Annotated in this window: 15 protein-coding genes; 8 read left to right on the top strand and 7 right to left on the bottom strand. The window is 40.6% G+C overall.

From position 1 onward, the window contains the following. Positions 1-8: 8 nt before the first annotated feature. The 3 genes from ACYPZI_RS08600 to ACYPZI_RS08590 are packed head-to-tail and all read left to right on the top strand — an operon-like array spanning position 9 to position 4,422. Entirely contained in the window at positions 9-1,934 is a 1,926-nt protein-coding gene (locus ACYPZI_RS08600; RefSeq protein WP_459600608.1) for a RagB/SusD family nutrient uptake outer membrane protein, read from the top strand. Positions 1,935-1,967: 33 nt separating this feature from the next. After that, positions 1,968-3,233, top strand: a complete 1,266-nt coding sequence (locus ACYPZI_RS08595; protein WP_459600606.1) for a DUF5000 domain-containing lipoprotein — start codon at positions 1,968-1,970, stop codon at positions 3,231-3,233. A 16-nt stretch (positions 3,234-3,249) separates the two neighbouring features. Then, a complete protein-coding gene (locus ACYPZI_RS08590; protein WP_459600604.1) occupies positions 3,250-4,422 on the top strand; it encodes a DUF4998 domain-containing protein in 1,173 nt (390 codons plus the stop codon). Between the two features lie 118 nt (positions 4,423-4,540). Here the strand turns inward: ACYPZI_RS08590 and ACYPZI_RS08585 are convergent, their stop codons facing one another. Both ACYPZI_RS08585 and tsaD read right to left on the bottom strand, forming a co-directional pair. Beyond that, a complete protein-coding gene (locus tag ACYPZI_RS08585) occupies positions 4,541-7,423 on the bottom strand; it encodes an outer membrane beta-barrel protein (protein ID WP_459600602.1) in 2,883 nt (960 codons plus the stop codon). 307 nt (positions 7,424-7,730) lie between these two features. Further along, positions 7,731-8,750, bottom strand: a complete 1,020-nt coding sequence (gene tsaD / locus ACYPZI_RS08580; RefSeq protein WP_459600600.1) for a tRNA (adenosine(37)-N6)-threonylcarbamoyltransferase complex transferase subunit TsaD — start codon at positions 8,748-8,750, stop codon at positions 7,731-7,733. A 156-nt stretch (positions 8,751-8,906) separates the two neighbouring features. On the opposite strand from tsaD, the gene gldB reads away from it, so the two are divergent. Further along, the gene (gene gldB / locus ACYPZI_RS08575; RefSeq protein ID WP_459600598.1) at positions 8,907-9,896 is read left to right on the top strand and encodes a gliding motility lipoprotein GldB; all 990 of its coding nucleotides are present in this window, start codon (positions 8,907-8,909) and stop codon (positions 9,894-9,896) included. A 255-nt stretch (positions 9,897-10,151) separates the two neighbouring features. On the opposite strand, the gene ACYPZI_RS08570 is transcribed toward gldB, so the two are convergent. Further along, on the bottom strand, positions 10,152-10,388 hold the full coding sequence (locus ACYPZI_RS08570; protein WP_459600596.1) for a hypothetical protein: 237 nt from the start codon (positions 10,386-10,388) through the stop codon (positions 10,152-10,154). Positions 10,389-10,621: 233 nt separating this feature from the next. On the opposite strand from ACYPZI_RS08570, the gene dnaB reads away from it, so the two are divergent. Beyond that, the gene (gene dnaB, locus ACYPZI_RS08565) at positions 10,622-12,133 is read left to right on the top strand and encodes a replicative DNA helicase (RefSeq protein WP_459600595.1); all 1,512 of its coding nucleotides are present in this window, start codon (positions 10,622-10,624) and stop codon (positions 12,131-12,133) included. 78 nt (positions 12,134-12,211) lie between these two features. On the opposite strand, the gene ACYPZI_RS08560 is transcribed toward dnaB, so the two are convergent. Further along, positions 12,212-13,021 (bottom strand): DUF4249 domain-containing protein, encoded by an 810-nt coding sequence (locus ACYPZI_RS08560; RefSeq protein ID WP_459600593.1) that lies wholly within the window; start codon positions 13,019-13,021, stop codon positions 12,212-12,214. Positions 13,022-13,041: 20 nt separating this feature from the next. Continuing rightward, positions 13,042-15,321, bottom strand: a complete 2,280-nt coding sequence (locus tag ACYPZI_RS08555) for a TonB-dependent receptor (RefSeq protein ID WP_459600591.1) — start codon at positions 15,319-15,321, stop codon at positions 13,042-13,044. A gap of 435 nt (positions 15,322-15,756) precedes the next feature. Here ACYPZI_RS08555 and ACYPZI_RS08550 point away from each other — a divergent pair, with 435 nt between their 5' ends. From ACYPZI_RS08550 to carB, 3 genes are all read left to right on the top strand, one after another. Further along, complete coding sequence (locus tag ACYPZI_RS08550; RefSeq protein WP_459600589.1) at positions 15,757-16,305, top strand: hypothetical protein; 549 nt, start codon at positions 15,757-15,759, stop codon at positions 16,303-16,305. A gap of 229 nt (positions 16,306-16,534) precedes the next feature. Further along, positions 16,535-17,605: a glutamine-hydrolyzing carbamoyl-phosphate synthase small subunit gene (gene carA / locus ACYPZI_RS08545; protein ID WP_459600587.1), complete on the top strand. Its 1,071-nt coding sequence runs from the start codon at positions 16,535-16,537 to the stop codon at positions 17,603-17,605. A 75-nt stretch (positions 17,606-17,680) separates the two neighbouring features. Then, positions 17,681-20,905, top strand: coding sequence for a carbamoyl-phosphate synthase (glutamine-hydrolyzing) large subunit (carB, locus tag ACYPZI_RS08540; protein WP_459600585.1), 3,225 nt, complete (start codon positions 17,681-17,683; stop codon positions 20,903-20,905). 86 nt (positions 20,906-20,991) lie between these two features. Here carB and ACYPZI_RS08535 read toward each other — a convergent pair whose 3' ends face one another. After that, positions 20,992-21,753, bottom strand: a complete 762-nt coding sequence (locus ACYPZI_RS08535; RefSeq protein WP_459600583.1) for a hypothetical protein — start codon at positions 21,751-21,753, stop codon at positions 20,992-20,994. A 56-nt stretch (positions 21,754-21,809) separates the two neighbouring features. Further along, positions 21,810-23,414: a beta-N-acetylhexosaminidase gene (locus ACYPZI_RS08530; protein WP_459600581.1), complete on the bottom strand. Its 1,605-nt coding sequence runs from the start codon at positions 23,412-23,414 to the stop codon at positions 21,810-21,812. Between the last annotated feature and the right edge of the window lie 33 nt (positions 23,415-23,447).

Below are 23,447 nucleotides of genomic sequence, written 5' to 3'. Positions count from 1 at the left end.
ATTTAATTATGAAGAAAATATTCTTATCCATATCATTTATAATAGCTGTGATACTGTCGAATACATCTTGCAGCGATTATCTGGATATTGTACCGGAAGGCACCCCTTCCATCGATAACGCCTTTAGCAACCGGATCAATTCCTATAAGTTTCTGATTACCTGTTACAGTTATTTGCCACACTTTTGCAATCCCGGGGATGCGGTAGGTTTTCTGGCCGGCGACGAGCACTGGGTAATACCTAAGGGTACCGGTTTCATCGACGGTAGGATAGGCACTCTCCGTTCATGGGAAATCGGTCGTGGCGCCCAAAATAGCAACGATCCTTATCAAAATTTCTGGGATGGCCGGAACGCGTCCTCCAATTTGTGGATTGCAATCCGCGATTGTAATATATTTTTAAACAATATTCACAAGCCCAAAGATATAGATGATTATGAACGCAACAGGTGGATATCCGAAGTTAAGTTCCTGAAAGCATATTATCATTTCTATCTGTTCCGGCTTTATGGCCCTGTTCCGATTATGGATACCGAGATTTCAGTGGATGAAACGACCGAAGACGTCCGCCGTTACCGCGATCCGGTAGACGATGTAGTGAAATATATCTCCGGTTTGCTGGACGAGTCGCTGGAATACCTTCCCTTGTCTATCATGAACGAAAGCGAAGAGTTAGGGCGGATCACCCAGCCGATAGCCAAAGCGGTAAAAGCCCAGCTTTTATTGTTGGCCGCAAGCCCATTGTTTAATGGTAATCCGGACTATTCGGATATAAAGGATAACAGAGGTGAAGCCCTTTTTCCGGCAAGTTATGACGAAAATAAATGGAAATTGGCCGCCGACGCTTCGTTAGACGCTATTAATACGGCAATAGAAGCCGGTCATATGATGTACTATTTTCGTGATCCGCTTATTATTTCTGCCGCAACACGTAAAATTTTGGATATAGGCGAGGCAGTTACCGAAAGATGGAACAAAGAAATTATTTGGGGAAGTACCCGTACTACAAGTACTCTTCAGTCGGTAGCAATGACCCGTACTACCATATCGACTTCTATTTATGCGCGCGGGTTGATGGCTCCTACTTTAGCTGTTGCCGAGCAGTTTTATTCTTCAAACGGCGTGCCTATTTCTGAAGATGACGGAGCGTTCTGGTCGGCTAACTACCCTAATCGTTATGAGGCTGCGACTATAACGAATGAAGGGAATAACTCCTATTATCTGGAAATCGGACAGCAAACGGCAAATCTTCATCTTAACAGGGAACCGCGCTTTTACGCGACTTTGGCTTTTGACCGCGGTACGTGGTATGGTTCCGGTATGGCGAACGATGCACAGGCGACTTTAGGAAAATACCGTTTTCGCCGGTTGGAGGTTTCCGGGGTACAAAGTTCGGAAGACTATTCGATTACCGGATATACAAACAAAAAAGTATGCAGTTACAAGACAAGTATCACATCGAGCAGCAGTGTACCTTATGGTTATGCTTTTCCGATTATCCGTTTGGCCGATTTGTACCTGATGTATGCCGAAGCGCTGAATGAAACGCTTGCTTCTCCGGATCAAAGAGTATATGACGCTATCGACGAAGTGCGTACACGCGCCGGAATTCCGGACGTAGTGGAAGCCTGGCGCTTATATTCCAAGTATCCTAACAAGCCTGCTACCCGCGAAGGTATGCGCGAAATTATTCGTGCAGAGCGTCTGAACGAATTGGCTTGCGAAGGACAGCGTTTCTGGGATTTTCGCCGTTGGAAAATTGAATTGCCCAGCCAAATCAGAGGTTGGAATATAAGAGGCGAAGATGCCGCAACATTCTATCGGGTAGCGGTCGTATTTGAACGTCCTAAGTACACATACAAAGACTATTTATGGCCTTTGAGGATTGATGCGATTCAGAAAAATCCGAATCTGGTTCAAAACCCGGGATGGTAAATGAAACATTCATATTTTTAATAGTTTGAAAAGATGAGAAAAATAAATCATAAATTAACCGTAAAAGCAAGTTTAGTCGTTGCTTTATTTAGTCTACTCTGTTTGACGGGGTGCGGTCAGGACGAAAAACTCGGACTGGATCCGGCAGACAGTGTCGCTCCTGCGTCTCCAACCAATATTTCGGTAGAAAATATCGACGGCGGAGCTATTATCAGTTTCTCCGCTCCAAAAGACGATGATCTGCTATGTGTGATGGCTTTGTATATGACCAATGGAGTAGAGCGTACCACAAAAGCCTCCCCTTATGTAAATAAACTTAAAGTAGAAGGTTTTGGCTCGGAAGGCGAATTTAAAGTCATCCTGAAAAGCGTGGATAAAAGCAATAATGAATCCGAACCGGTGACGGTGACGATTCATCCTCTAACTCCACCCGTGAAACAGATATTCGAATCTTTGAAAGTTGTTGACAGTTTTGGCGGTGCTAAGATATCGTGGAAGAATGTTATGGAAAACAATATTATTATTGAAGTATTCAGGAAAGACGGTGACGAATGGGTTTCCGTAGAAAATTTTTACTCAAACGCACAGAATGGCTTGGCAACAATTCGCGGATATGATCCCGAACCCATAACATTCAGATTTCGAATTCGCGACCGGTGGGATAATTATTCGGATTTTTTGGAAACGGATATCCTGCCGTTAGAGGAAAAACAACTGGATAAATCCAAGTTCAGGATGGTAACGGCGTTGCCTGGCGATTCTCCGTCTCACTCAACCCTGGTGATCAGCAATATCTGGGATAATAAATGGCATGTCAGCAACAGTTGTTACCACGGTAACGGAGCCGCATCCACTCCGGAAATGAACCGGACGATCACTTTCGATATGGGGCAAACAGCCAAAATAAGCCGGTTTAAAATGTATCAACGTACAGAATCCGCTGCATTTATTTATAGTCATAATAACCTGAAACATTATGTTATCTACGGTTGTAATGAACTTACTTCGGAAATGTACGATACGAATGTCAGCGGTAGATACGATGCCGATAAAAATTTGTGGTATCCTACATTCAATGGATGGACAGAAGTATTGGATGTCTGGTGTCGCAAGCCGTCGGGCGATAGTGGCGTTGTGACCAACGAAGACACGGAATATATATTGAACGGTGATGAGCATGAAGTTCCGATTGAAGCTCCTGCGTTCCGCTATATACGTATTCTCTTCCTTGAAAACTGGTCGGGAGGAATGATTGCACAAATTGGCGAAATGGATTTCTGGGGGCAGATAATTAATTAATTAAATAATTTTGGCGATGAGAACAATATTTAAATATGTTACTTTTTGTATAGCGGCTTTGGCGATGGTTGCCTGCGGTGACCTGTACGAAACGCACGAAAAGTATCTCAAAATGGGGGAAGAAACCTATGTGGGCCGAGCCGACAGTTTACAAGCCAACGGTGGATTTAATCGTGTGGAATTGAAATGGAAGCTGAATGTCGATCCGAAGATCAGTAAATGTGTAATTACATGGAACGGTTGCCAGCAACCTGTAGAGGTAGCCGTAGACCGTCCGGGTAGTTGGATGTCGAAAATAATAGATATTACGGAAAATAAGTATATTTTCAAAATCGTAGTAATGAGCGATTCGGGCAAAGAGTCATTAGTTCAGACCGTTTCCGGAGAATCTTACGGCACCGAATACCAATCCCGTTTGCCTCAGAAGGGCATCTCCTCGATTCTGGCTACTCCAGCAGGGACTACAATCAGTTGGTTGCAGGAAGAAGGCTGCGTAGGAGTCAATCTGTCTTATACCAATAAAGAGGGAACCAAGAAGACGGTTTTTGTAGAAGGTAACGCAACTTCCACACTGATAGATGATTTCGTTCCCGGTTCGGAATTTACGATGTCTTCTTTATTCAAGCCGGAAACAAATGCAATAGACAATATCGCATCGCTTCCTAAAACTCTTTCTTTTCCTTCGTATTACACCATTTCAAAGGCCGACTGGGATCAGACGTACCATAAGGATTATACCGACGTTTCCCATACGGGATGGACGCTTGAAGTGACTACCGAAGAACAAGGAGGCGAAGGAGCCGTAAGCGGGTATGCGACAGCTTTGCTTGATGGGAATCTTTCTACTTATTGGCATTCGGCATGGAGAACCGGGCCTGGCGGAGTGATTAATCCTCCGTTGCCGCATCTCATTACGCTGGATATGCAAGTATCACAGGATATAATTTCTGTAGAACTGGCAAGAAGAGCCAATAATAAAGATACTAAGACTGTGGCATTCAGTATAAGCGACGATAAGGTAAACTGGAAGGAATTAGGCGTCCTGAATTTTCCGAATGCGACGACTCCCAACGCGATGATTCTGTTGTTGCCGAATAACGTGAAAGGAAAATATATTCGCGCTGCCGTAACAGGTAGCAACAACGGAGCGAACGCCAGCATTGCTGAAATTATGTTTACAAAAAAGTAGACTAACCAGAAAAGGCCGGATGAAAAGTGCATCGTGCATTTCTCATCCGGCTCTTTTTATTGAGTACTTATGGCTGTTTTGTTTTTAGGCGGTTCACGCTACGTCCGGATTATATTTATCAAAACATATTCCTGCCTCCACGGCTACCGTAATCACTGCCACCGTCGAAATCCTGATTTTCACTGTTCTGCTGCCTGTCACGCCCCCTGTTGCCCCTGCCTCCTATATTATTGAACCGGTATGCAAACGAGGCCATAAAATAGCCTGTCATCGCATTATTCTTTACATCTTCCATATAATTAGCCGTAACATTCCGCCTGATACTCAGGCGTTGTTGCAGTATATCGTTTATCTGGAACCGGAGCGACCCTCTGTTTTGTTTCAGGAACTGCTTACTTACCTGTGCGTTCCAGATCACTTCATTCAGGTTGTAACCGGAAGACAATCCCCTGTTTGCTGTGTAATTTATATCCGAAGCGACAGACCAACTGTAAGGCAATGTTAAATTCGTATTGTAAGTCAGTCCGAAATTAAAGGTTTCCGTACCTTGCTGATTTACAATTACAGTATTGGACGTCTTGGAATAATTGACGCGTCCCCTGAACTGGCCGTAGAAGAAATCGCTGGAATAGCTCAAATTGAGCTCTTGCGCGGCATTTATCGTTTTAGAAATGTTCCTCTCGCTCTGTTTATTTACGGTATTATAGCCTATCTGGTTGTTGTAACCGAGGTTTGCACGTGCGCTGAACTTTAACCGCTTATTCTTATTCAAAGGCTTCGCGAAACTTATGACCGCATTCGTATTCCATGTCCCGTTCTCATTTACCGGGCTTGAATACTGCACCCCTGTATTCTCTTCATAGGTCGTATAGTTGATTATCTGGTTCTGTGTGAACTGGTGGCGGAGGCTTACAGAAAAGACTTTCTGGCTTTCCCTGTTGTTAAAATCGTACTCAAGGGAAATATTATGGTTGAATGCTGGCAATAAATCAGGGTTTCCGCTCCTGATATGCAGCGGGTTCGTATTATTCGATGTGGGATCCAGTTGTGTAACGGAAGGTTGTGTTGTGCTGCCGTTATACCTGAAACGAAGGTTTTTCCTTAATTCCCGCGTATTATCAAAACGGTAAGTGAAGTCGAGTTGAGGAGCGATGTTTGTTGCTGTCCTTCCCGGCAACCGGTTCACAATGGAATCATGGCCCACAGCATGCCAGTCCTCTATATAGCTTTTGCTGGTGGTGTGGGTTGGCGCTATCCTCAATCCTATATTGTAGGTATACTTAGGCCGGACCGACCTGAAACTTGCCCTTATATTCTGGTTTATGGTTTTCGTTTCCGAACTTTTATTATAATCAGGGTCTATGTAGGTATAGCCTTCGGTATCCTCGTCATAATCCAGCGTATACCTTTTGTTGCTTGTGTTGTTGAATTCTATATTATAAGAAAAGTCAAGGAAATTGTTAGTCCACACCGGTTCTACATAATTCAGCGTTAAGCCGTAGGAATACCTGTCCTGATCCGATTCTACCAACTGATCCCTGTTTGTATTTCTGCCGGGAGACAGGTAGAAAGTATTCACTGAATTGTTTGTTCCCGAACCGGAATTTTTATTAAGGCCGTATGTCGCGCCAAAGCTGATCCGCCTCCCTTTATCCGAAAGCTTCCTCGACACATCGAGGCGTAAGCGCGTACTGAAGCCGTCTGTTTTCATCCTGTCCTGCGAATTGCTTTCGTTTACCATCGTAGAGTCTTTGTCTCCCGCCAACGTTTTTTGATAAGAATTGGAATGCGATTTCGAATAATTGTAAGACAGGTTGGGCGTGAATACGATCATGGTCGACGAATCCACCTGGTACTCCAGCTTCCCGTCAAAATTAAGGTTGTTGCTGTAATCGCGGTCGGTGGACAGGCTTTTCTGGTAAGATACGCTGTCTTTTAGCAGGTTTTGCCTGAACCTGTCATTTTCGGCATAGCTGTCGCTGTAATTATAGCTTATGTTGCCACCGAACTTGATCTTATCATTCACTATTTTGGCTATGTTCACCCCGAAGGTATTCGAGCTCGTTATCCCGCTCCTTCCGCTTCGTCCCCGTCCCGAACGGATATTGTTCCCCCTGTCCGACGATCCCTGGTTATTGATATTATTGGCATTGGCGATGAATGAAATCTGGTCGTTTTCCAGAAAGCGGTTGACCATCATGTTTCCGGTATAGCGCATGTCATCATCCTTGTTATCCCGCGTCAAAGCGCCTAGTCCGGATGTAATGTTGCCCATCCAGCCTTTCTTCATGCCCTTTTTAATCGTAAGGTTTATAATCGTTTCTTCTTCCCCGTCATCAATTCCGGTTAATATGGCCATATCGGACTTTTTTTCTATCACTTGTACTTTATCCACAATATCCGCCGTGAGGTTTTTGGTTGCCATTTTAGGGTCGTTCCCGAAAAATTCCTTTCCGTCTACAAATACCCTTCTAACCTGTTTTCCATCGGGTTTTGTTATATTCCCGTCCGCATCGACCTCCATGCCGGGCAGCCTTTTGATAAGGTCTTCCACGACAGCTCCTTCGGCCACTTTAAAAGCAGCCGCATTATATTCGAGCGTATCTTCTTTTATTACAAGTTCGGGAGGCTCGGCTATGATGGTTATATCGGACAACATGATATCATTCGTTTTCAGGAAAATAGTGTCCAATACCAGTTGCTGCCTGTTAAACCGGCTTTTGGGAATAGCAACGCGCACGGTATCATAGCCCAGCATTGTTACCTGCAAATTGTATTGTACAGCCTGGACATTTTGGATGATAAAAACACCCGACTTATTTGCAGCTTCTCCTTTTACCAGCTTATTACCGGTATACAGTCCGGCGACAGCCATCTCAACAGGTTGATTATCGATAGAATCTATTATAACTCCTTTTATTGAATATGTATCCCCTGTATTTGTCTGGGAAACAGAAGCGACAGGAACAAGCAGGAGGAGAATAAAAAAAATGTTCTTCATAATGATGGATCTGCGTACATTTTGTATTGATAAGACTGTGTTTATTTAAAATAGTTTAATCAATGTATAAGAAAGTTTATAGATGATTGTTCGGCAGAACGAAATAGGCACCTTTGGTGGCTCTCTTCCTCTTATAAATATAAATCATCTTTTTGCTGTTTTGTATTCGATACTGTCAGCATATTTGCAGAGTAAAACAAGCATAGCCATAATATAAAGGCAAGCAAACGGTCTCAGATACAGACCCGAAGAAAAGGCATAGAGAAAGGGTTGTAATAGTAATTACAACCTTTTTTATATATCAAAGTTACATAACTACCCTCGAAAAAGGAGCAGCATCCATTGTACAAAAGACTTTATCCTGATACTTAAAATAACCTGTCATGGCTATCATAGCTGCATTATCAGTCGTATATCCAAAAGGGGGAATATGTATTTTCCAACCATAACGTTTGGCATGGTCTTCAAATGCAGCACGAAGTCCCGAATTTGCCGAAACACCTCCTGCGACAGCGACTTCTTTTATATTCAGATCCTTCGCAGCTTTTCTCAGTTGTTCCATCAACACATCAATAATGGTCGCTTGCAAAGAAGCACACAAGTGCGCCTTATTTTTATCTATAAATTCAGGATCTTTCTTTAACTCATCGCGCAGAAGATACAAGAAAGAGGTTTTCAATCCACTGAAACTATAGTTATAGCCCGGCATATGGGGTTTGTTCAATTTAAATTTATCGGCACTACCCTCTTTAGCCAATCGGTCGACAACCGGCCCTCCCGGATAGCCAAGCCCCATTACTTTAGCACATTTATCAAAAGCCTCCCCTGCCGCATCATCAATAGTTTGACCTATTATCTCCATGTCAGCGTATGATTTGACCAATATTATCTGAGAATTACCTCCTGAAACAAGCAGACATAAGAATGGAAATTGAGGCTGATTGTTATCGTCTTTACTTTCTTTAATAAAGTGAGCCAACACGTGAGCATGCAAATGATTTACATCTATCATCGGAATATTCAAAGCCGAAGATAACCCTTTAGCAAAAGAAGTTCCTACAAGAAGCGATCCCATAAGGCCTGGCCCCCGGGTAAAAGCTATAGCGGTCAAGTCTTCCTTATTTACATTCGCTTTTTTCAAAGCCTTATCTACAACCGGAATTATATTTTGTTGATGAGCCCGTGACGCTAGTTCCGGAACTACGCCTCCATAGCTCTCGTGTACCTTTTGGCTCGAAATTATATTTGAAAGAAGAACTCCATCTTGGATGACCGCGGCAGCTGTATCGTCACAAGAAGATTCTATACCTAGTATTGTTATCATCAAAATCGGAATTTATCGCAGTTATAACGGGTAACTACTTATATTGTTTAAAATAAAAGTATTCCTTTATACGTTTTTAATTTATGCTTGAAAAAAGCAGAGCAAAATTAAAGAATATAAACTACCTTCGCAAAAATAGAAATATAAAAAAGAACTCAAATGAGAAATATAGTATGTGCATTGGGATTCATCATTATATCTTTTATCGGATGTTCCGGTACAACCGCAAAAAAGGATTATAATCCGGAAAAAGCCATATCCATAAAACGTTTTGATAAAGATATTTATGATTATCTGAAACAACCCGAAGCTTCGAAAGAAACAATCTTAAAAGAAAAATATCCGGTATTACTTCCGGCTTTTGGACGTATAGCAATGGACAATAGTGATCCTTCAACATTTTTCACATCGTTACGTGAATATTTTTCACATAATATGTTGAATAAAATATATAAGGATGCTTTATCTACATTCTCTGACGTATCAGCTTATGAAAAAGAACTATCGTCGGCAAACACTCTTGTCGCTGAATACTTTCCGGGAAAATCACTACCTGAACTGGCCATGCATGTTTCCGGCTTCCGTGAAAATGTTATTATTCTGAATAATTTGATATCTATTTCTACCGATAAATATTTAGGAGAAAATTATCAGGAGTATTCAGATTTTTTTGAACCATTCGAGCGCCAGCAAATGCAATCCAAATATCTGGTAAGGGATTATATCAAAGCATGGCTGATGAGCGATATTATAAAAGGAGACACCAGCGAACAATCCCTGCTGGCATACATGGTATATGAAGGTAAAATACTATATGCTTTATCTCGACTTCTTCCCGATCGAAGTGCAAATGATATCATTGGTTATACCCCCCGGCAGTTGGCTTGGTGTACAAATAATGAGAAAAATGTATGGCAAAAATTAGTAAAAGGAAATTACCTCTTCTCTACCGATCATATGATTATTACGCGATTGATCAACGATGCGCCATATACAGGTATTATATCACAAGAATCGCCGGGACGTACCGGAGCATGGATAGGCTGGCAGATAGTCAATAAATATGCTGAAAAGAAAAATGCATCACTGGAAGAAATAATCAGAACTGATGCCCGGACAATATTGAAAGAAGCTAAATACAATCCATAATAAAAAAGAATATTTACTTATGCGAATCAGTAGTTGAATTAATAATCACAGGAACGAAGTGTTCAATTATTTTCTTCTGCGCGCAATCACAGATTGCTTGCGTTCCTTTTGCCCAAAGCCGCAAAAGGAACCAAAAACGCTTTTGCGCCCCGCTTCAACGTCCGACCCATAACGGACTTAAAGGCTAAACAAAAAAACTCGCTCCGGGTTTTGTATTATACGAATCATTAGATAAGCTCAGACACGTTTTTGTTTTTAACGCCTTTTTCGTCCTATGGGTACCCCGTACTTGAAGCTAACGGCGCAGCTAAAGCCTGACAAGAGCAAGACACTCGCCGCATTGCGGTTCCGGCCTCGTCCCGTAGCAGGGGACACACCCGGTGCAGGCGGCGTAGAAAGGGACGGGGCGATAGCCCGTTCGTCACTTTCAGCCGGCAAACCGTTGGTGGGTCTGCGAGGGATGCAGCCTTGATTTTTTGCTTCGTTTTGCATCAAGGCAAAATGAAGGACAAGCCCGACAGGGCGCGGAAGTAATGAGCATATGTTGAGAATATAAGCAATCTGTGATTGCGCGCAGAAGAAAAGGAAGAAAATAACCGAACGTTTTTACATTACAGGAATAGCTTTAATTGCTGATTGGCATTACTTATTAACAGGCTTGTTCAAAACTAAAATATTCTTTAAGCGTTATTTCTGTTATCTTTGATATTCAATAATCAAAAAAAATGGCAGAGACTAATAAAAATCAGAGTAGAAAAAAAACGAGGGAAACAACTTTAATACCTGATATAGGAAAGATACAACCGCAAGCCAGGGAACTCGAAGAAGCAATACTTGGCGCCTTGATGCTCGAAAAAGACGCGTACTCTCTGGTTAGCGACATCCTGAAACCTGAGAGTTTTTATGATACTATTCACCAAACAATCTATCGTGCTATTGTGAATCTGGCTGTCAAACAAGCGCCTGTTGATATGCTTACCGTGGTAGAACAATTAAAGAAAGATGGTGAACTGGAAATGGTCGGTGGACCTGTATACATTGCACAATTAACGGAGAAGGTTGCATCTGCCGCCCACATAGAATTTCACGCCCGTATTATAGCTCAAAAATACCTGGCCAGGGAGTTAATATCCTTCTCATCGGCTGTAACCAATAAGGCCTTCGATGAAACAACAGACGTTGATGATCTCATGCAGGAAGCAGAGAGCAAATTATTTGAGATATCGCAAGGAAATGTAAAGAAAGATGTAACTCAAATTAATCCGGTAATCAAAGAAGCCTTACAACTGCTGGAAATAGCGGCAAACCGCCCGGAAGGTTTAAGTGGGCTACAAACGGGATTCACACCTCTGGATAAAATCACCTCAGGTTGGCAAAACTCCGATTTGGTTATTATCGCAGCACGTCCGGCAATGGGAAAAACAGCATTTGTTCTCTCGATGGCTAAGAATATGGCTGTATCCTACAACTACCCTGTCGCATTATTCTCCCTTGAGATGTCGAACGTACAGTTGGTAAACCGTCTGATAATAAATACATGCGAGATACCGGGTGAAAAAATCAAAAACGGACAGCTCCTACCTTATGAATGGGAACAACTCGACTTTAAAATAAAAGAATTATACGACGCACCATTATTCATCGATGATACCCCCAGCTTATCGGTATTCGAATTGCGAACAAAAGCCAGACGGTTGGTTCGCGAGCATGGGATTAAAATGATAATAATTGACTACCTGCAATTAATGAATGCCAGTGGTATGAATTACGGCAGCCGTGAACAAGAAGTGAGTATGATATCCCGGTCGCTCAAAGGATTAGCCAAAGAACTTAATATACCTATCATCGCGCTGTCGCAGCTCAACCGTGGAGTAGAAGGACGTGCCGGCGCAGAAGGTAAGCGTCCTCAGCTATCTGACCTTCGCGAATCGGGAGCAATAGAGCAGGATGCCGATATGGTTTGCTTTATACACCGTCCTGAGTATTATAAAATACTTGAAGACGACAAAGGGAACTCTCTTATAGGACTTGCCGAAATTATCATAGCCAAGCATCGTAACGGAGCTACAGGAGATGTTTTATTACGCTTCAAAAGCGAATTCGCCCGCTTTCAAAATATTGATGACGACTATAACTTTGGAGCAGGACAGCAATTCTCTTCAAAAATCAACCGCACTATTCCGGATAATGGTTTTCAACCGACACAAAATGGAGGCAACGATTTTGTCCCATTTTAAAATTATACTACAATAACAAGAAAAAGAGGGTGTACGGCATCGTAGATTAAACTCCTCCTGCTTTAAATTTCACCTCTTTCATTCTTCCCATTCCGCTGTAATAGACATCCCATCGACTGTAGCGGCACAGAAATAGCCTAAAGCTCCGCCAGTGATATTTGAAGTAGGATTATTCTTTGAGTCCTCTATACGGCTCAATGTATAAAAGAAAGTGTATGCCCCTTTATCAATACACTGTAATTCAATCCGTATATCATCTCCTTGCTTGATAGGATCAACATCTTCATCGTTTGTAAATATAGGCAGGAATTGATGTATCGGGCTACCATCCATAAGCTGAGCGCTCAACGCCAGTTCGTTGACATCAGGCAATTGCTTTCCGTTAATAAATACAAGGCACCGGTAATACTGATTGATCTCCCCTTTTGGATCGGTAAAATGAATCATCGGTATTGCATAGTCCATTATCGGAGCCTTATACATAGACAGGGAATCCAGTTTTACCAAAGGCGGCATTTTAGATATAGAAGTATATTCTTTATCCTCATATTTCACAGATAGGTTATACGTACAGCCGATTACCCCTTTGATATTCTCGGCAACGTACCACCCGGAATTATCTTGTTTCAGTGTCTCGGTATTTCCGGCATTATCCGATATTACCACAATGGCATCCTTGAGAAACGGATAACCGCTGTTATCATTAAAATCGAGCGTATGGCTCACTCTTACTTTAGCCAATTGGTTTTGTTTTACAACACCCTCTATCTGTATCCGTGGAGGAACCGAACGAAGATCGACATCGATTTCCTTTTCACACGAACTGACAATAAGTAATAAAGCCAAAGCCGAAAGTACTGTAATATATTTATTCTTTAAATTTTTCATAAGATTCATGCTTTTATATTTTAAAACTTGAAGTTCCACGAAACAGACGGAACGAACGTAAACAGCGAGTACTGATAAGCGGTTGTTTTGCCCGGATCTTTCGTATTGGTACGGAACTGGATCATATACGCATTCTCGCGTCCATAAGCATTATATAGACCTAAAACAAGCTCCGACTGAAACTTCGCGGTTTTCTTCAACAAACAAGTCGCACCCAGGTCAAGGCGATGATAATCAGGCATCCTGTATCCGTTCCTTTCAGCATAATACATCACATCTTTTCCATTGATCTGATATTTTCCGCTCGGATAAGTAATCGCATTTCCTGTATAGAATACCCATGTGGCAGAAAGCGTCCATTTAGGATTCAGTTCATACATTCCCACTATAGAGAAATCATGCGTTCTGTCTTGAAAGGCATTATACCATCTATCTTCATTGATGCCATCAATCTTCTTTTCCGACTTAGAAAGTGTATAGCCTATCCACCCGGTAAGTCGCCCCAGACGTTTCTTTAGCGTAAGTTCGACTCCATAAGCCCTGCCTTTACCCGATAATAATTCAGTTTCTATTACATCATAACCCTCAATATTTGCATTGTCCTTAAAATCCAGCTGATTTTTCATGCCTTTATAATAACCTTCGATACTAAATTCGAACATATTATCACTGAAATTCCGGAAATAACCCAGCGATACCTGATCTGCAATCTGTGGTTTTATATTATTCGAACTGGATGTCCATCTATCGAAAGGTGTACCCTGAGCCGAATAAGATAATAAATGCATATTCTGGGTGGTACGGGCGTAAGCAGCTTTTATTGAAGATACATCATTTAATTTATATACTGCTGACAAACGTGGTTCTAGATTTATATAAGTCTTAACCACTTTTCCTGATTTGTACCATGTACTATCAACTACTTCATTATTATTATTCAGAGTGTAATACTGTCCTTTACCCAATGCCATGAAAGCAGAAGCACGAAGACCGTAAATTACTTCCAAATTATCTGTTATCTTCAGCTGATTCGATATATAAGCGGCATTTTCAGATGAATAGCGGTGATACAGGTCAACTGAATTCTTTTGTTCCGAATCGAGATTGTAGTTCCCCGGAGCCAGATCGTGATATGTGGAAGTAAGTCCTACACGCCATTGGCTGTTCTTTCCCTGCTGATACTGAAATTCCTGTTTAAAGCCATAATCCTTTATTTTAGAGGTTCCATTCAGGTTCATTCCTATTTCCATCCCGAAATAATAATCGTATTGATTGTAAGACAACGATGTCCGGGAAGTCCACTTGCGATTGAATGTATGGCTCCACGTCGATGTCAGGAACGTATTTCCCCAATTGAGTTCTGCGGCATCTTTCAATACCATTTTATCTCTTCCCAAATATCCTGAAACCGAAATCTGGTCTTTATCCGATAAAGCAAAATTTAGTTTCATATTCAAGTCATAGAAGTAGAGATAAGCGTTTTGGGCATCTTTTGCCCCTGACAACCTGGCAATAGCATCGGCATAAGTCCGTCTTCCCCCGATAATAAAAGAAGATTTACCTTTTTGTATAGGCCCTTCTACATTGAGATTAGATGCTATAAGACCAAGCCCGCCGGCGACATGATATTTCTGATTATCGCCATTACGTTGCTGCACATCAAGAATAGAAGCAAGACGTTCACCATATTGCGCAGGCATAGCCCCCTTATATAAGGTTACATCGCGCAACACTTCGGAATTAAATGTAGAGAAAAATCCCATCAGATGGGACGCATTGTATAGCGACACGTTATCCAGCAAGATAAGATTTTGGTCTGAACTTCCACCCCGTACATAAAAACCGGAACTACCTTCACCAGCCCCTTGTACTCCGGGCATCAACTGTATGGTCTTGATAATATCACGTTCGCCTAACAACACCGGGATCTTGTTTATTTTTTGTATTTCCATCTTCTCAATACCTGCCTGTGGAGCAGATACATTAGCATCAGGACGTTCTGCAGATATTACGACTTCGCCAAGACCGATAGATGTTTGCACAAGCTCAATATTTTGAGTAATATTTTGTGATAAAGAGATTTTTATACGCTTATTTTCAAATCCAATATAATCTACTTTTAATGTATAATCACCTTTGGGAAGAGTTAGGCTATATCTGCCCTTTTCATCAGAGGATACGCCACTCCCATTACGGTTTTCTATGATGATGGGAACCCCGATTAATGTCTCTTTTGTGCGCGAATCGACAACTGTACCGCTAATTTTGTACGTCTGTGCAAAAGATAAAGCAGGTAACAAAAAAAGGTGTAAAAGCCATAGAAATGTAACTCGAGTTTTCTTTGATAAAATAGTTGAATGTAATTGCATAATTAGTTTTAAATAATAATATTTATTCGCTTATGGTAAGCAGAATTTATACTTGATCTGAATTTTGATTCCATAGATAGAACTGCTAAAATAGACGTTTATTGTATTCCTGAAATTATTAATTTAACTCTCATAGTAGCATCTGTAATATACTTCATCTGAATACAAACGCAAAAGTAGATTGAAAACTGTTGGCAGCCAATTAAAAACCGGTGAACATGTAATTTTTCCCGACGAGTTCGCAATAACATCAGCCCAAAAACATAAACAAGTAACAAATGTAACAGAACGTTAAATATTCCTATCCTATTAAACCTCTTAAAATGAATAGCATCTAAACCATATAAAACATTAAAACAGAGAATTATGAAAAGATTATTTTTATCATTGGCTATTTTAGCATGTATATCATTAACAGCAACTGTTGATGCACAAAATAACAAACGAGGACATATCAAAAAAGGACAGGTTATGAAAATGAGAGCACATCGCGGCGATCGAATGAAAGATTTGAATCTGACAGACGATCAGAAGCAAAAGATTAAAGCTCTGAACGAAGAATATCGCACAAAAAATAAAGAAATAGCTCAACAGCATCTCGATGCACTCAATAAAATATATACTCCGGAGCAACAAGCTAAAATAAAAGATATGAGGAGTGACTTCAGAAAAGACCGTAAATTCACATTCGGTGATAAAAGAGGTAAAAGTAAACTGGATGAAACTAGCGTAGCAAAATTAAAAACATTAAGAGAAAATTTCGAAAAGGAGAAAAAAGCCGTAGAACTGAGTCGCATAGCTCCCGATGCTCAAAAAAAGAAAATATCAGAACTACGTGATAACTTTAGAAAAGAAAAACGTCAGATTTTAATGGATGGACGCAAAGCTAAAATTCAAGATAAAAAACCTGTATAACAATAGATTCTTATTTCTCAGAAATTTTAAGAAAATAAATCCCATTTTTCATTTTTTATTTCTATCTTTGTACTTCAGATATTCGCAAGAAATATGAGTATTTGAAATGAGAGAAAAAAAGACACAATATTTAATTATTATAGACTAAAGGAACAGATATATCAATATCCCGTTCCTTTTTTTTATTTTTGTAAATCGTTATTAATCATATTAATATTTCAAACAAAAAATGTATTCAGACAAACCAGTTAAACTAATTCTTGACGACGGAACAGTTTTCGAAGGAAAATCTTTTGGTTCGGAGATAGCAAAAGCCGGAGAAGTTGTATTTAGCACTGCAATGGTAGGTTATACCGAAAGCCTGACCGACCCCTCTTACATTGGTCAGATTCTCGTAGTTACATTTCCTCTTGTTGGGAACTATGGAGTGCCTGACGATACTTTCACTGATGGAATATCAGACTTCTACGAATCAGAAAAAGTTCAGGTAAGCGGACTAATCGTATCGGATTATTCTCATGAGTATTCACACTGGAATGCAAAGAAAAGTCTCGGAGACTGGTTAAAGGAACATGATGTGCCGGGTATTTATGGGATCGACACACGCGAACTGACTAAAATCTTACGTGAAAAGGGCTCGATGAAAGGTAAGATCGTTTTCACGGATGATAACGAAATAGATTTTTACGATCCGAACATTGAAAATCAGGTTGCAATAGCAAGCTGTAAGGAAGTGCTGACATACGGTAACGGACAGAAAAAAGTGCTGCTTGTAGACTGCGGTGTAAAACACAACATTATAAGGTGTTTACTCAAACGGAATGTAACGGTAATACGTGTACCTTGGGATTACGATTTCAATCAACTGGAATGGGACGGGCTATTTATTTCTAATGGACCGGGAAACCCCGACTTATGCGAAGAAACTGTAAAAAATATCAGAAAAGCGATGGAAGGAGATAAACCGATCTGTGGCATCTGCATGGGAAATCAGTTACTTTCGAAAGCAGGGGGAGCTAGTATATACAAGTTAAAGTACGGACATCGCAGCCACAATCAACCCGTAAAAATGGTAGATTCCACACAATGTTTCATAACATCTCAGAACCATGGTTTTGCAGTAGCGAATTCATCCTTAGGAACAGACTGGGAACCATTGTTTATAAACCTGAATGATGGCACTAACGAGGGGATTAAGCATAAAACCAAGCCGTTTTTCTCTGCGCAATTCCACCCGGAAGCTGCCAGCGGACCAACTGATACCGGTTTCTTATTTGACTTATTCGTAGATAAATTATAAACGAGCCCCCTGAATCCCCCAAAGGGGGGACTTAAGCTTCCCCAATGGGGAGGGGCTATAACTAAAAAAAATAAAATGGATATTAATATAGATGTAAAAAAAGTATTGGTTCTCGGTTCGGGAGCTTTAAAGATCGGTGAGGCCGGAGAATTTGACTATTCGGGCTCACAAGCTTTAAAAGCATTAAAAGAAGAAGGAATCGAAACAGTTTTGATCAATCCTAATATTGCAACAGTACAAACTTCGGAAGGAAGCGCTGATAAAATATATTTCTTACCTATTACTCCTTACTTTGTAGAGAAAGTAATCCTGAAAGAAAAGCCGGATGGTATACTACTCGCTTTTGGAGGGCAAACAGCTCTCAATTGCGGAGTACAACTGTTTCAAAGCGGTATTCTGGAGAAATATAATTTGCGGGTACTGGGAACACCTGTACAAGCTATAATGGATACGGAAGACCGTGAACTGTTTGTAAAAAAGCTGGATCAGATAGATGTAAAAACAATAAAAAGCCATGCTGTAGGCACAATAGAAGACGCTGTAACTGCTGCGGCAGAGCTAGGTTATCCCATCATCATCCGCGCGGCTTACGCATTAGGCGGTCTTGGCTCGGGATTCTGTGACAATGAACAGGAACTACGCGTTCTGGCTGAAAAAGCATTCTCTTACTCTTCTCAAATACTTGTAGAGAAATCGTTGAAGGGCTGGAAAGAAATAGAATATGAAGTTGTACGGGACAAATACGGCAACTGTATGACCGTATGTAATATGGAAAACTTCGATCCGCTCGGAATACATACGGGGGAAAGTATCGTCGTGGCACCATCTCAAACCCTAACCAACGACGAATTTCATAAACTACGCGAATTATCGATCCGCATAGTAAAACATATAGGCATTGTCGGGGAATGTAACGTGCAGTTTGCTTTCGACACAGAATCGGAAGATTACCGTGTCATCGAAGTAAATGCCCGCTTAAGCCGCTCTTCGGCATTGGCATCTAAAGCAACCGGTTATCCATTAGCATTTGTTGCTGCTAAATTAGGGCTTGGATACGGATTGTTTGAATTAAAAAACTCTGTAACAAAGTCTACATGCGCGTTCTTTGAACCGGCGCTAGATTATATTGTAGTAAAAATACCTCGTTGGGACTTAGGAAAATTCCACGGAGTATCGAAAGAAATTGGTTCGAGCATGAAGTCTGTCGGGGAAATTATGGCTATCGGCCGTACTTTTGAAGAAGCCATTCAGAAAGGTCTGCGTATGATCAATATCGGCATGCATGGATTTGCAGCTAATAAGTCATTGGTTGTAAACGATCTGGACGAATCTTTAAAAAATCCAACCGACAAACGCATTTTCTGTATCGAAGAAGCTTTCAAAAGAGGGTATACGGTAGATAAAATACACGATCTGACAAAGATTGACTGCTGGTTCTTACAAAAGCTACAATACATCTTTAAGTGTTCGAAAGAACTTGAGAGATATGATGATATACAGTCTCTCCCACTCAACCTATTGCGTTCGGCTAAACAAATGGGATTCTCTGACTTCCAAATTGCCAAGATCATATGTAAAGAGGCAAGCCTTGTGGAATCAATCCAGCATGAAGTACGCCGCATCCGTAAGGAGAATGGAATAATACCTTGTGTAAAACAAATAGACACATTAGCTGCGGAATATCCTGCGCAAACGAACTACTTATATATTACATACAACGGAAGAGAAAATGATGTCAAATATCTGGGAGACCACAAGTCTGTAATTGTACTTGGTTCGGGGGCATACCGCATCGGTTCATCGGTTGAGTTCGACTGGTGTTCGGTAAATGCCCTGCAAACGATACGTAAAGAAGGTTACCGCTCGGTAATGATCAACTATAATCCGGAAACCGTATCTACCGACTATGACATGTGCGACCGTCTATACTTCGACGAGTTGACATACGAGCGGGTTATGGATATTATCGAACTGGAAAATCCTCATGGGGTAATACTTTCGGTCGGCGGCCAAATACCAAACAACTTAGCCATGCGTCTTGACGCAGCGAAAGTAAATATTCTGGGAACAACAGCCAAAAATATCGATAATGCAGAAGACCGGCATAAGTTCTCCAGCATGCTCGACCGCATAGGCGTAGACCAGCCACGCTGGAAAGAGTTAACATCATTGGGCGACATCAAAGATTTTGTCAACGAAGTTGGATATCCGGTACTTATACGCCCGTCTTACGTACTATCTGGTGCAGCCATGAATGTGTGCTCCAACGACGAAGAACTGGAAAACTTCCTCGGACTGGCTGCGGAAGTATCTAAAAAACATCCGGTAGTAGTATCTGAATTTATTGAGAACGCCAAAGAAATCGAAATAGATGCTGTTGCCGACAAGGGGGAGATAGTAATGTATGCAATATCGGAGCATGTGGAATTTGCGGGGGTACATTCAGGCGATGCAACAATACAATTTCCTGCTCAACGCTTATATATAGAGACTGTAAGGCGCGTCAAAAAAGTAGCCCGTAAGGTTGCGAAAGAATTGCAAATCTCAGGTCCTTTCAATATGCAGTTTTTGGCGAAAGACAATGATATAAAGGTTATTGAATGTAACCTGCGCGCATCACGATCATTCCCATTTGTATCGAAGGTTTTGAAAATAAACTTTATTGATCTGGCTACACAAGTAATGTTAGGTAAACAGGTAGAAAAGCCAAACAAAAACGACTTTGATCTGGACTACGTAGGAATTAAAGCTTCGCAGTTCTCTTTCTCCCGTCTGCAAAAAGCCGACCCTGTATTAGGTGTCGACATGGCGTCTACAGGTGAAGTCGGATGTATAGGCGATAACTTCCACGATGCAATGTTAAAATCGATGCTATCGGTAGGTTACCGCATACCGGAGAAAACTGTGCTATTTTCTACCGGCCCTGCAAAATCGAAAGTAGAATTACTACAAGCGGCCAGATTGTTGCACCAAAAAGGTTATGAGTTATACGCGACAGGTGGCTCGCAGAAGTTTTTGGAAGAAAATGGCGTTCCGGCAACGCAAGTATTCTGGCCAAACGACAATCAACAGCCTAATGCGTTGGAAATGATACAGAATAAACAGATAGATCTGGTGGTAAATATTCCGAAGAACTTTACTACTAATGAGCTAGACAATGGATACAAAATCCGCCGGGCCTCGATAGATTTTAATGTTCCGTTGTTAACAAACTCGCGTCTTGCATCTGCATTTATACAAGCGTTCTGTAAAATGAATGTAGACGAACTGGAAATAAAAGCTTGGAATGAATATGATTAACCAAGTTTAACTAAAAGAAAACAGGGATGTATCTTTTTGATATGTCCTTGTCTCTTTTATATAGCCTTTAAATTTTACGAATCTTACTATCGGACTGTTTTATATTTAAATTCTTTCACCAAGTCTCCATTGTAATATTGCTTTACAGGATATCCGTCTTCATCGTAAACGTATGTTATTTCAACAGTATTCAATCCATACTTAGGATCATCTGTCATATTTTCAATTGCATTATTTTGTCCGATAAAATCACTACACCAGCGAACCTTATTCATATGTAATGCCCAAAACCAAACAGGGAAATCTATCATATTAGAAAATGGAGATTTACTCGTATCAAACTTATACTCTGAAACTTTATCGTCACTTCCGGAAGCGGAATGCACTTTATATTTCAGTAAATTGTTATTATTATCATACTCAAATTCTTCCCAAAGATTTCCATCATCGAATGTTGTTTTTACTAAACGGCCTTTAATATCAACATGAATAGGATTAACATCTATTGTTTTTATATGTATTTTTTTTCCACTACTCCTTATCTCTTCTAATATAGAACCTTCGCCGCCATATGAATATTTGGAGCTTAAGATTAATTCTCCTCTATCCTGATTTATAATACATTCTACCAGTTGGTTTATTTTATCATATTTCAACCGGTATTCCGTATAAGTAACTATACCTTTTTCGTCGAAATATACCAATTGGTTTCCGGAATTGTATTTAAACCCTATAACTTCTTTTGTGTTAATAGAATTAATTTCTACCAACAGCTTCTTTTGCGCATAAGATAATACAATAGTCGTCGATAGAAAACTAAAGAGAAAGAGTAGTAAGATTTTTTTCATATATTTTAATAGTGTTACATGTAATATTATTCTAACGAAGCAAAAATAATTTTATTTTAGCCTTCCGCTATTACATCTGCTTTATTGGGGCCCCAAGGTTCGGGAGTAGACTCAATATTAAATATGTTGAAATAGTTGATCCCTTTCATATCCAAGAATTGATAGAATTTTCTTATTTTATCTACAAAGCCGGGATAATTTTTCCCTTCATTATTTGTCCAGGCATCCTCCGAAATAGTAGCTAAACGAGGAAATATCATATAATAAAGCCTTTGAGTATCGGCAATGCGTTCTGTCCATGTACTCGCTTGCATACCCATTATTTGTTTTTGATTATCCTTAATAAGGTTTTCTATGCTTCCGGGGAAATTATAAACTGTCTCAAGTGTATTATATTTGCCATCACCCCAGCGACGCCCTATCTTTTGAGTATTGTCTTGTACAAAATCGAAGTAACATGGAATCCGCGGCGTCATAATCATATCGAATCCTTTATCTAAAGCCAGAGTCAGCTGTGCAGGTTTGTCGTGGCGCCACCACATAACGACAGCTTTATCAGGTGTAACACCCGATGCGATCATTTCATCCCATCCTATCATCTTTTTGCCTTTACTGCTAACGATATCCGCTACCCGGCGAATAAAATAATGTTCCATTCCTACTTCATCTTTCAAATCATTTTCTTTTATGAAATCCTGAATTACAGGATCGGTAAACCACACCTGATTTCCGTAATGAACTTCATCTCCGCCAATATGTATGTAAGGAGCGGGAAACAATTCGGCTATTTCGGTCAATACATCATCCAAAAACTGATAAGTAGTTTCTTTAGCCGGATGGAATGTAAATCCTTCCCAACGGCCTGTTCCTCCGCCGGAAATCTCAGGATAAGCACGGGATGCCGCAGTTGCATGTCCCGGCATGTCGATTTCAGGAATTACCATAATATGACGTTCGGCAGCATAAGCCACTATTTCTTTTATATCTTCTTGCGTATAAAATGCCTTAGGCGCATTCCTGTCGTCCCATGTGCCTGTACTCCCTACCTCTGTCAGCTTCGGATACTTCTTTATTTCGATACGCCACGCAGGTTCATCGGTCAGATGCATATGGAAACGGTTCATCTTTAAGTAAGCCATCACATCAAGAATTTGTTTCACAACTTCTTTCCCAAAGAAATGGCGGGAATCATCCAGCATCAATCCACGCCATGCAAAACGAGGCGAATCATTTATTTTCATTGATGGGATAAAAAATTTACCATCCTTACTATCGATCGATTGTAATAATGTTTGGATGGCATAAAATATTCCTTCGGGAGAACCGGCTTCACAGATAATATTCTTAACGGCGACATCAATCTGATATTCCGAATCCTTTAACTTATCATTAATCTTTAAGCTAATACGGCCACTCTCCTTCAATTTATATGCCGATGCCAAAACATAACCTGTCTTAGCTTCCATACTTTTCAGTAGATAGTTTATCTCTTGTTGAATATCTTTATCCTTACAGATAACAGCCGTTTTCGTATCTAAAACGAAAAAACCTTTCCCCATTTCTGTTTTCTGCGGCTGTGGTATAATTTGAGGTTGCAAAGCTTGTCCGTATGACAATACTGTTATTAAGAAAAGTAAACTTAGTGTTAAATTCCGAATCATGATGTATAGGTTAAAATATGGAAGCTAAAATTA

Source organism: Dysgonomonas reticulitermitis, from assembly GCF_054601275.1.
The sequence above is the reverse complement of the archived record's forward strand: the minus strand, read 5'-3'. Positions and strand labels throughout refer to the sequence as shown.

Coding starts and splice junctions, on each gene's coding strand:
- ACYPZI_RS08600 (WP_459600608.1), top strand. CDS start 9: ATGAAGAAAATATTCTTATCCATATCATTTATAATAGCTGTGATACTG.
- ACYPZI_RS08595 (WP_459600606.1), top strand. CDS start 1,968: ATGAGAAAAATAAATCATAAATTAACCGTAAAAGCAAGTTTAGTCGTT.
- ACYPZI_RS08590 (WP_459600604.1), top strand. CDS start 3,250: ATGAGAACAATATTTAAATATGTTACTTTTTGTATAGCGGCTTTGGCG.
- ACYPZI_RS08585 (WP_459600602.1), bottom strand. CDS start 7,423: ATGAAGAACATTTTTTTTATTCTCCTCCTGCTTGTTCCTGTCGCTTCT.
- gldB (WP_459600598.1), top strand. CDS start 8,907: ATGAGAAATATAGTATGTGCATTGGGATTCATCATTATATCTTTTATC.
- ACYPZI_RS08570 (WP_459600596.1), bottom strand. CDS start 10,388: ATGCAAAACGAAGCAAAAAATCAAGGCTGCATCCCTCGCAGACCCACC.
- dnaB (WP_459600595.1), top strand. CDS start 10,622: ATGGCAGAGACTAATAAAAATCAGAGTAGAAAAAAAACGAGGGAAACA.
- ACYPZI_RS08560 (WP_459600593.1), bottom strand. CDS start 13,021: ATGAAAAATTTAAAGAATAAATATATTACAGTACTTTCGGCTTTGGCT.
- ACYPZI_RS08550 (WP_459600589.1), top strand. CDS start 15,757: ATGAAAAGATTATTTTTATCATTGGCTATTTTAGCATGTATATCATTA.
- carA (WP_459600587.1), top strand. CDS start 16,535: ATGTATTCAGACAAACCAGTTAAACTAATTCTTGACGACGGAACAGTT.
- carB (WP_459600585.1), top strand. CDS start 17,681: ATGGATATTAATATAGATGTAAAAAAAGTATTGGTTCTCGGTTCGGGA.
- ACYPZI_RS08535 (WP_459600583.1), bottom strand. CDS start 21,753: ATGAAAAAAATCTTACTACTCTTTCTCTTTAGTTTTCTATCGACGACT.
- ACYPZI_RS08530 (WP_459600581.1), bottom strand. CDS start 23,414: ATGATTCGGAATTTAACACTAAGTTTACTTTTCTTAATAACAGTATTG.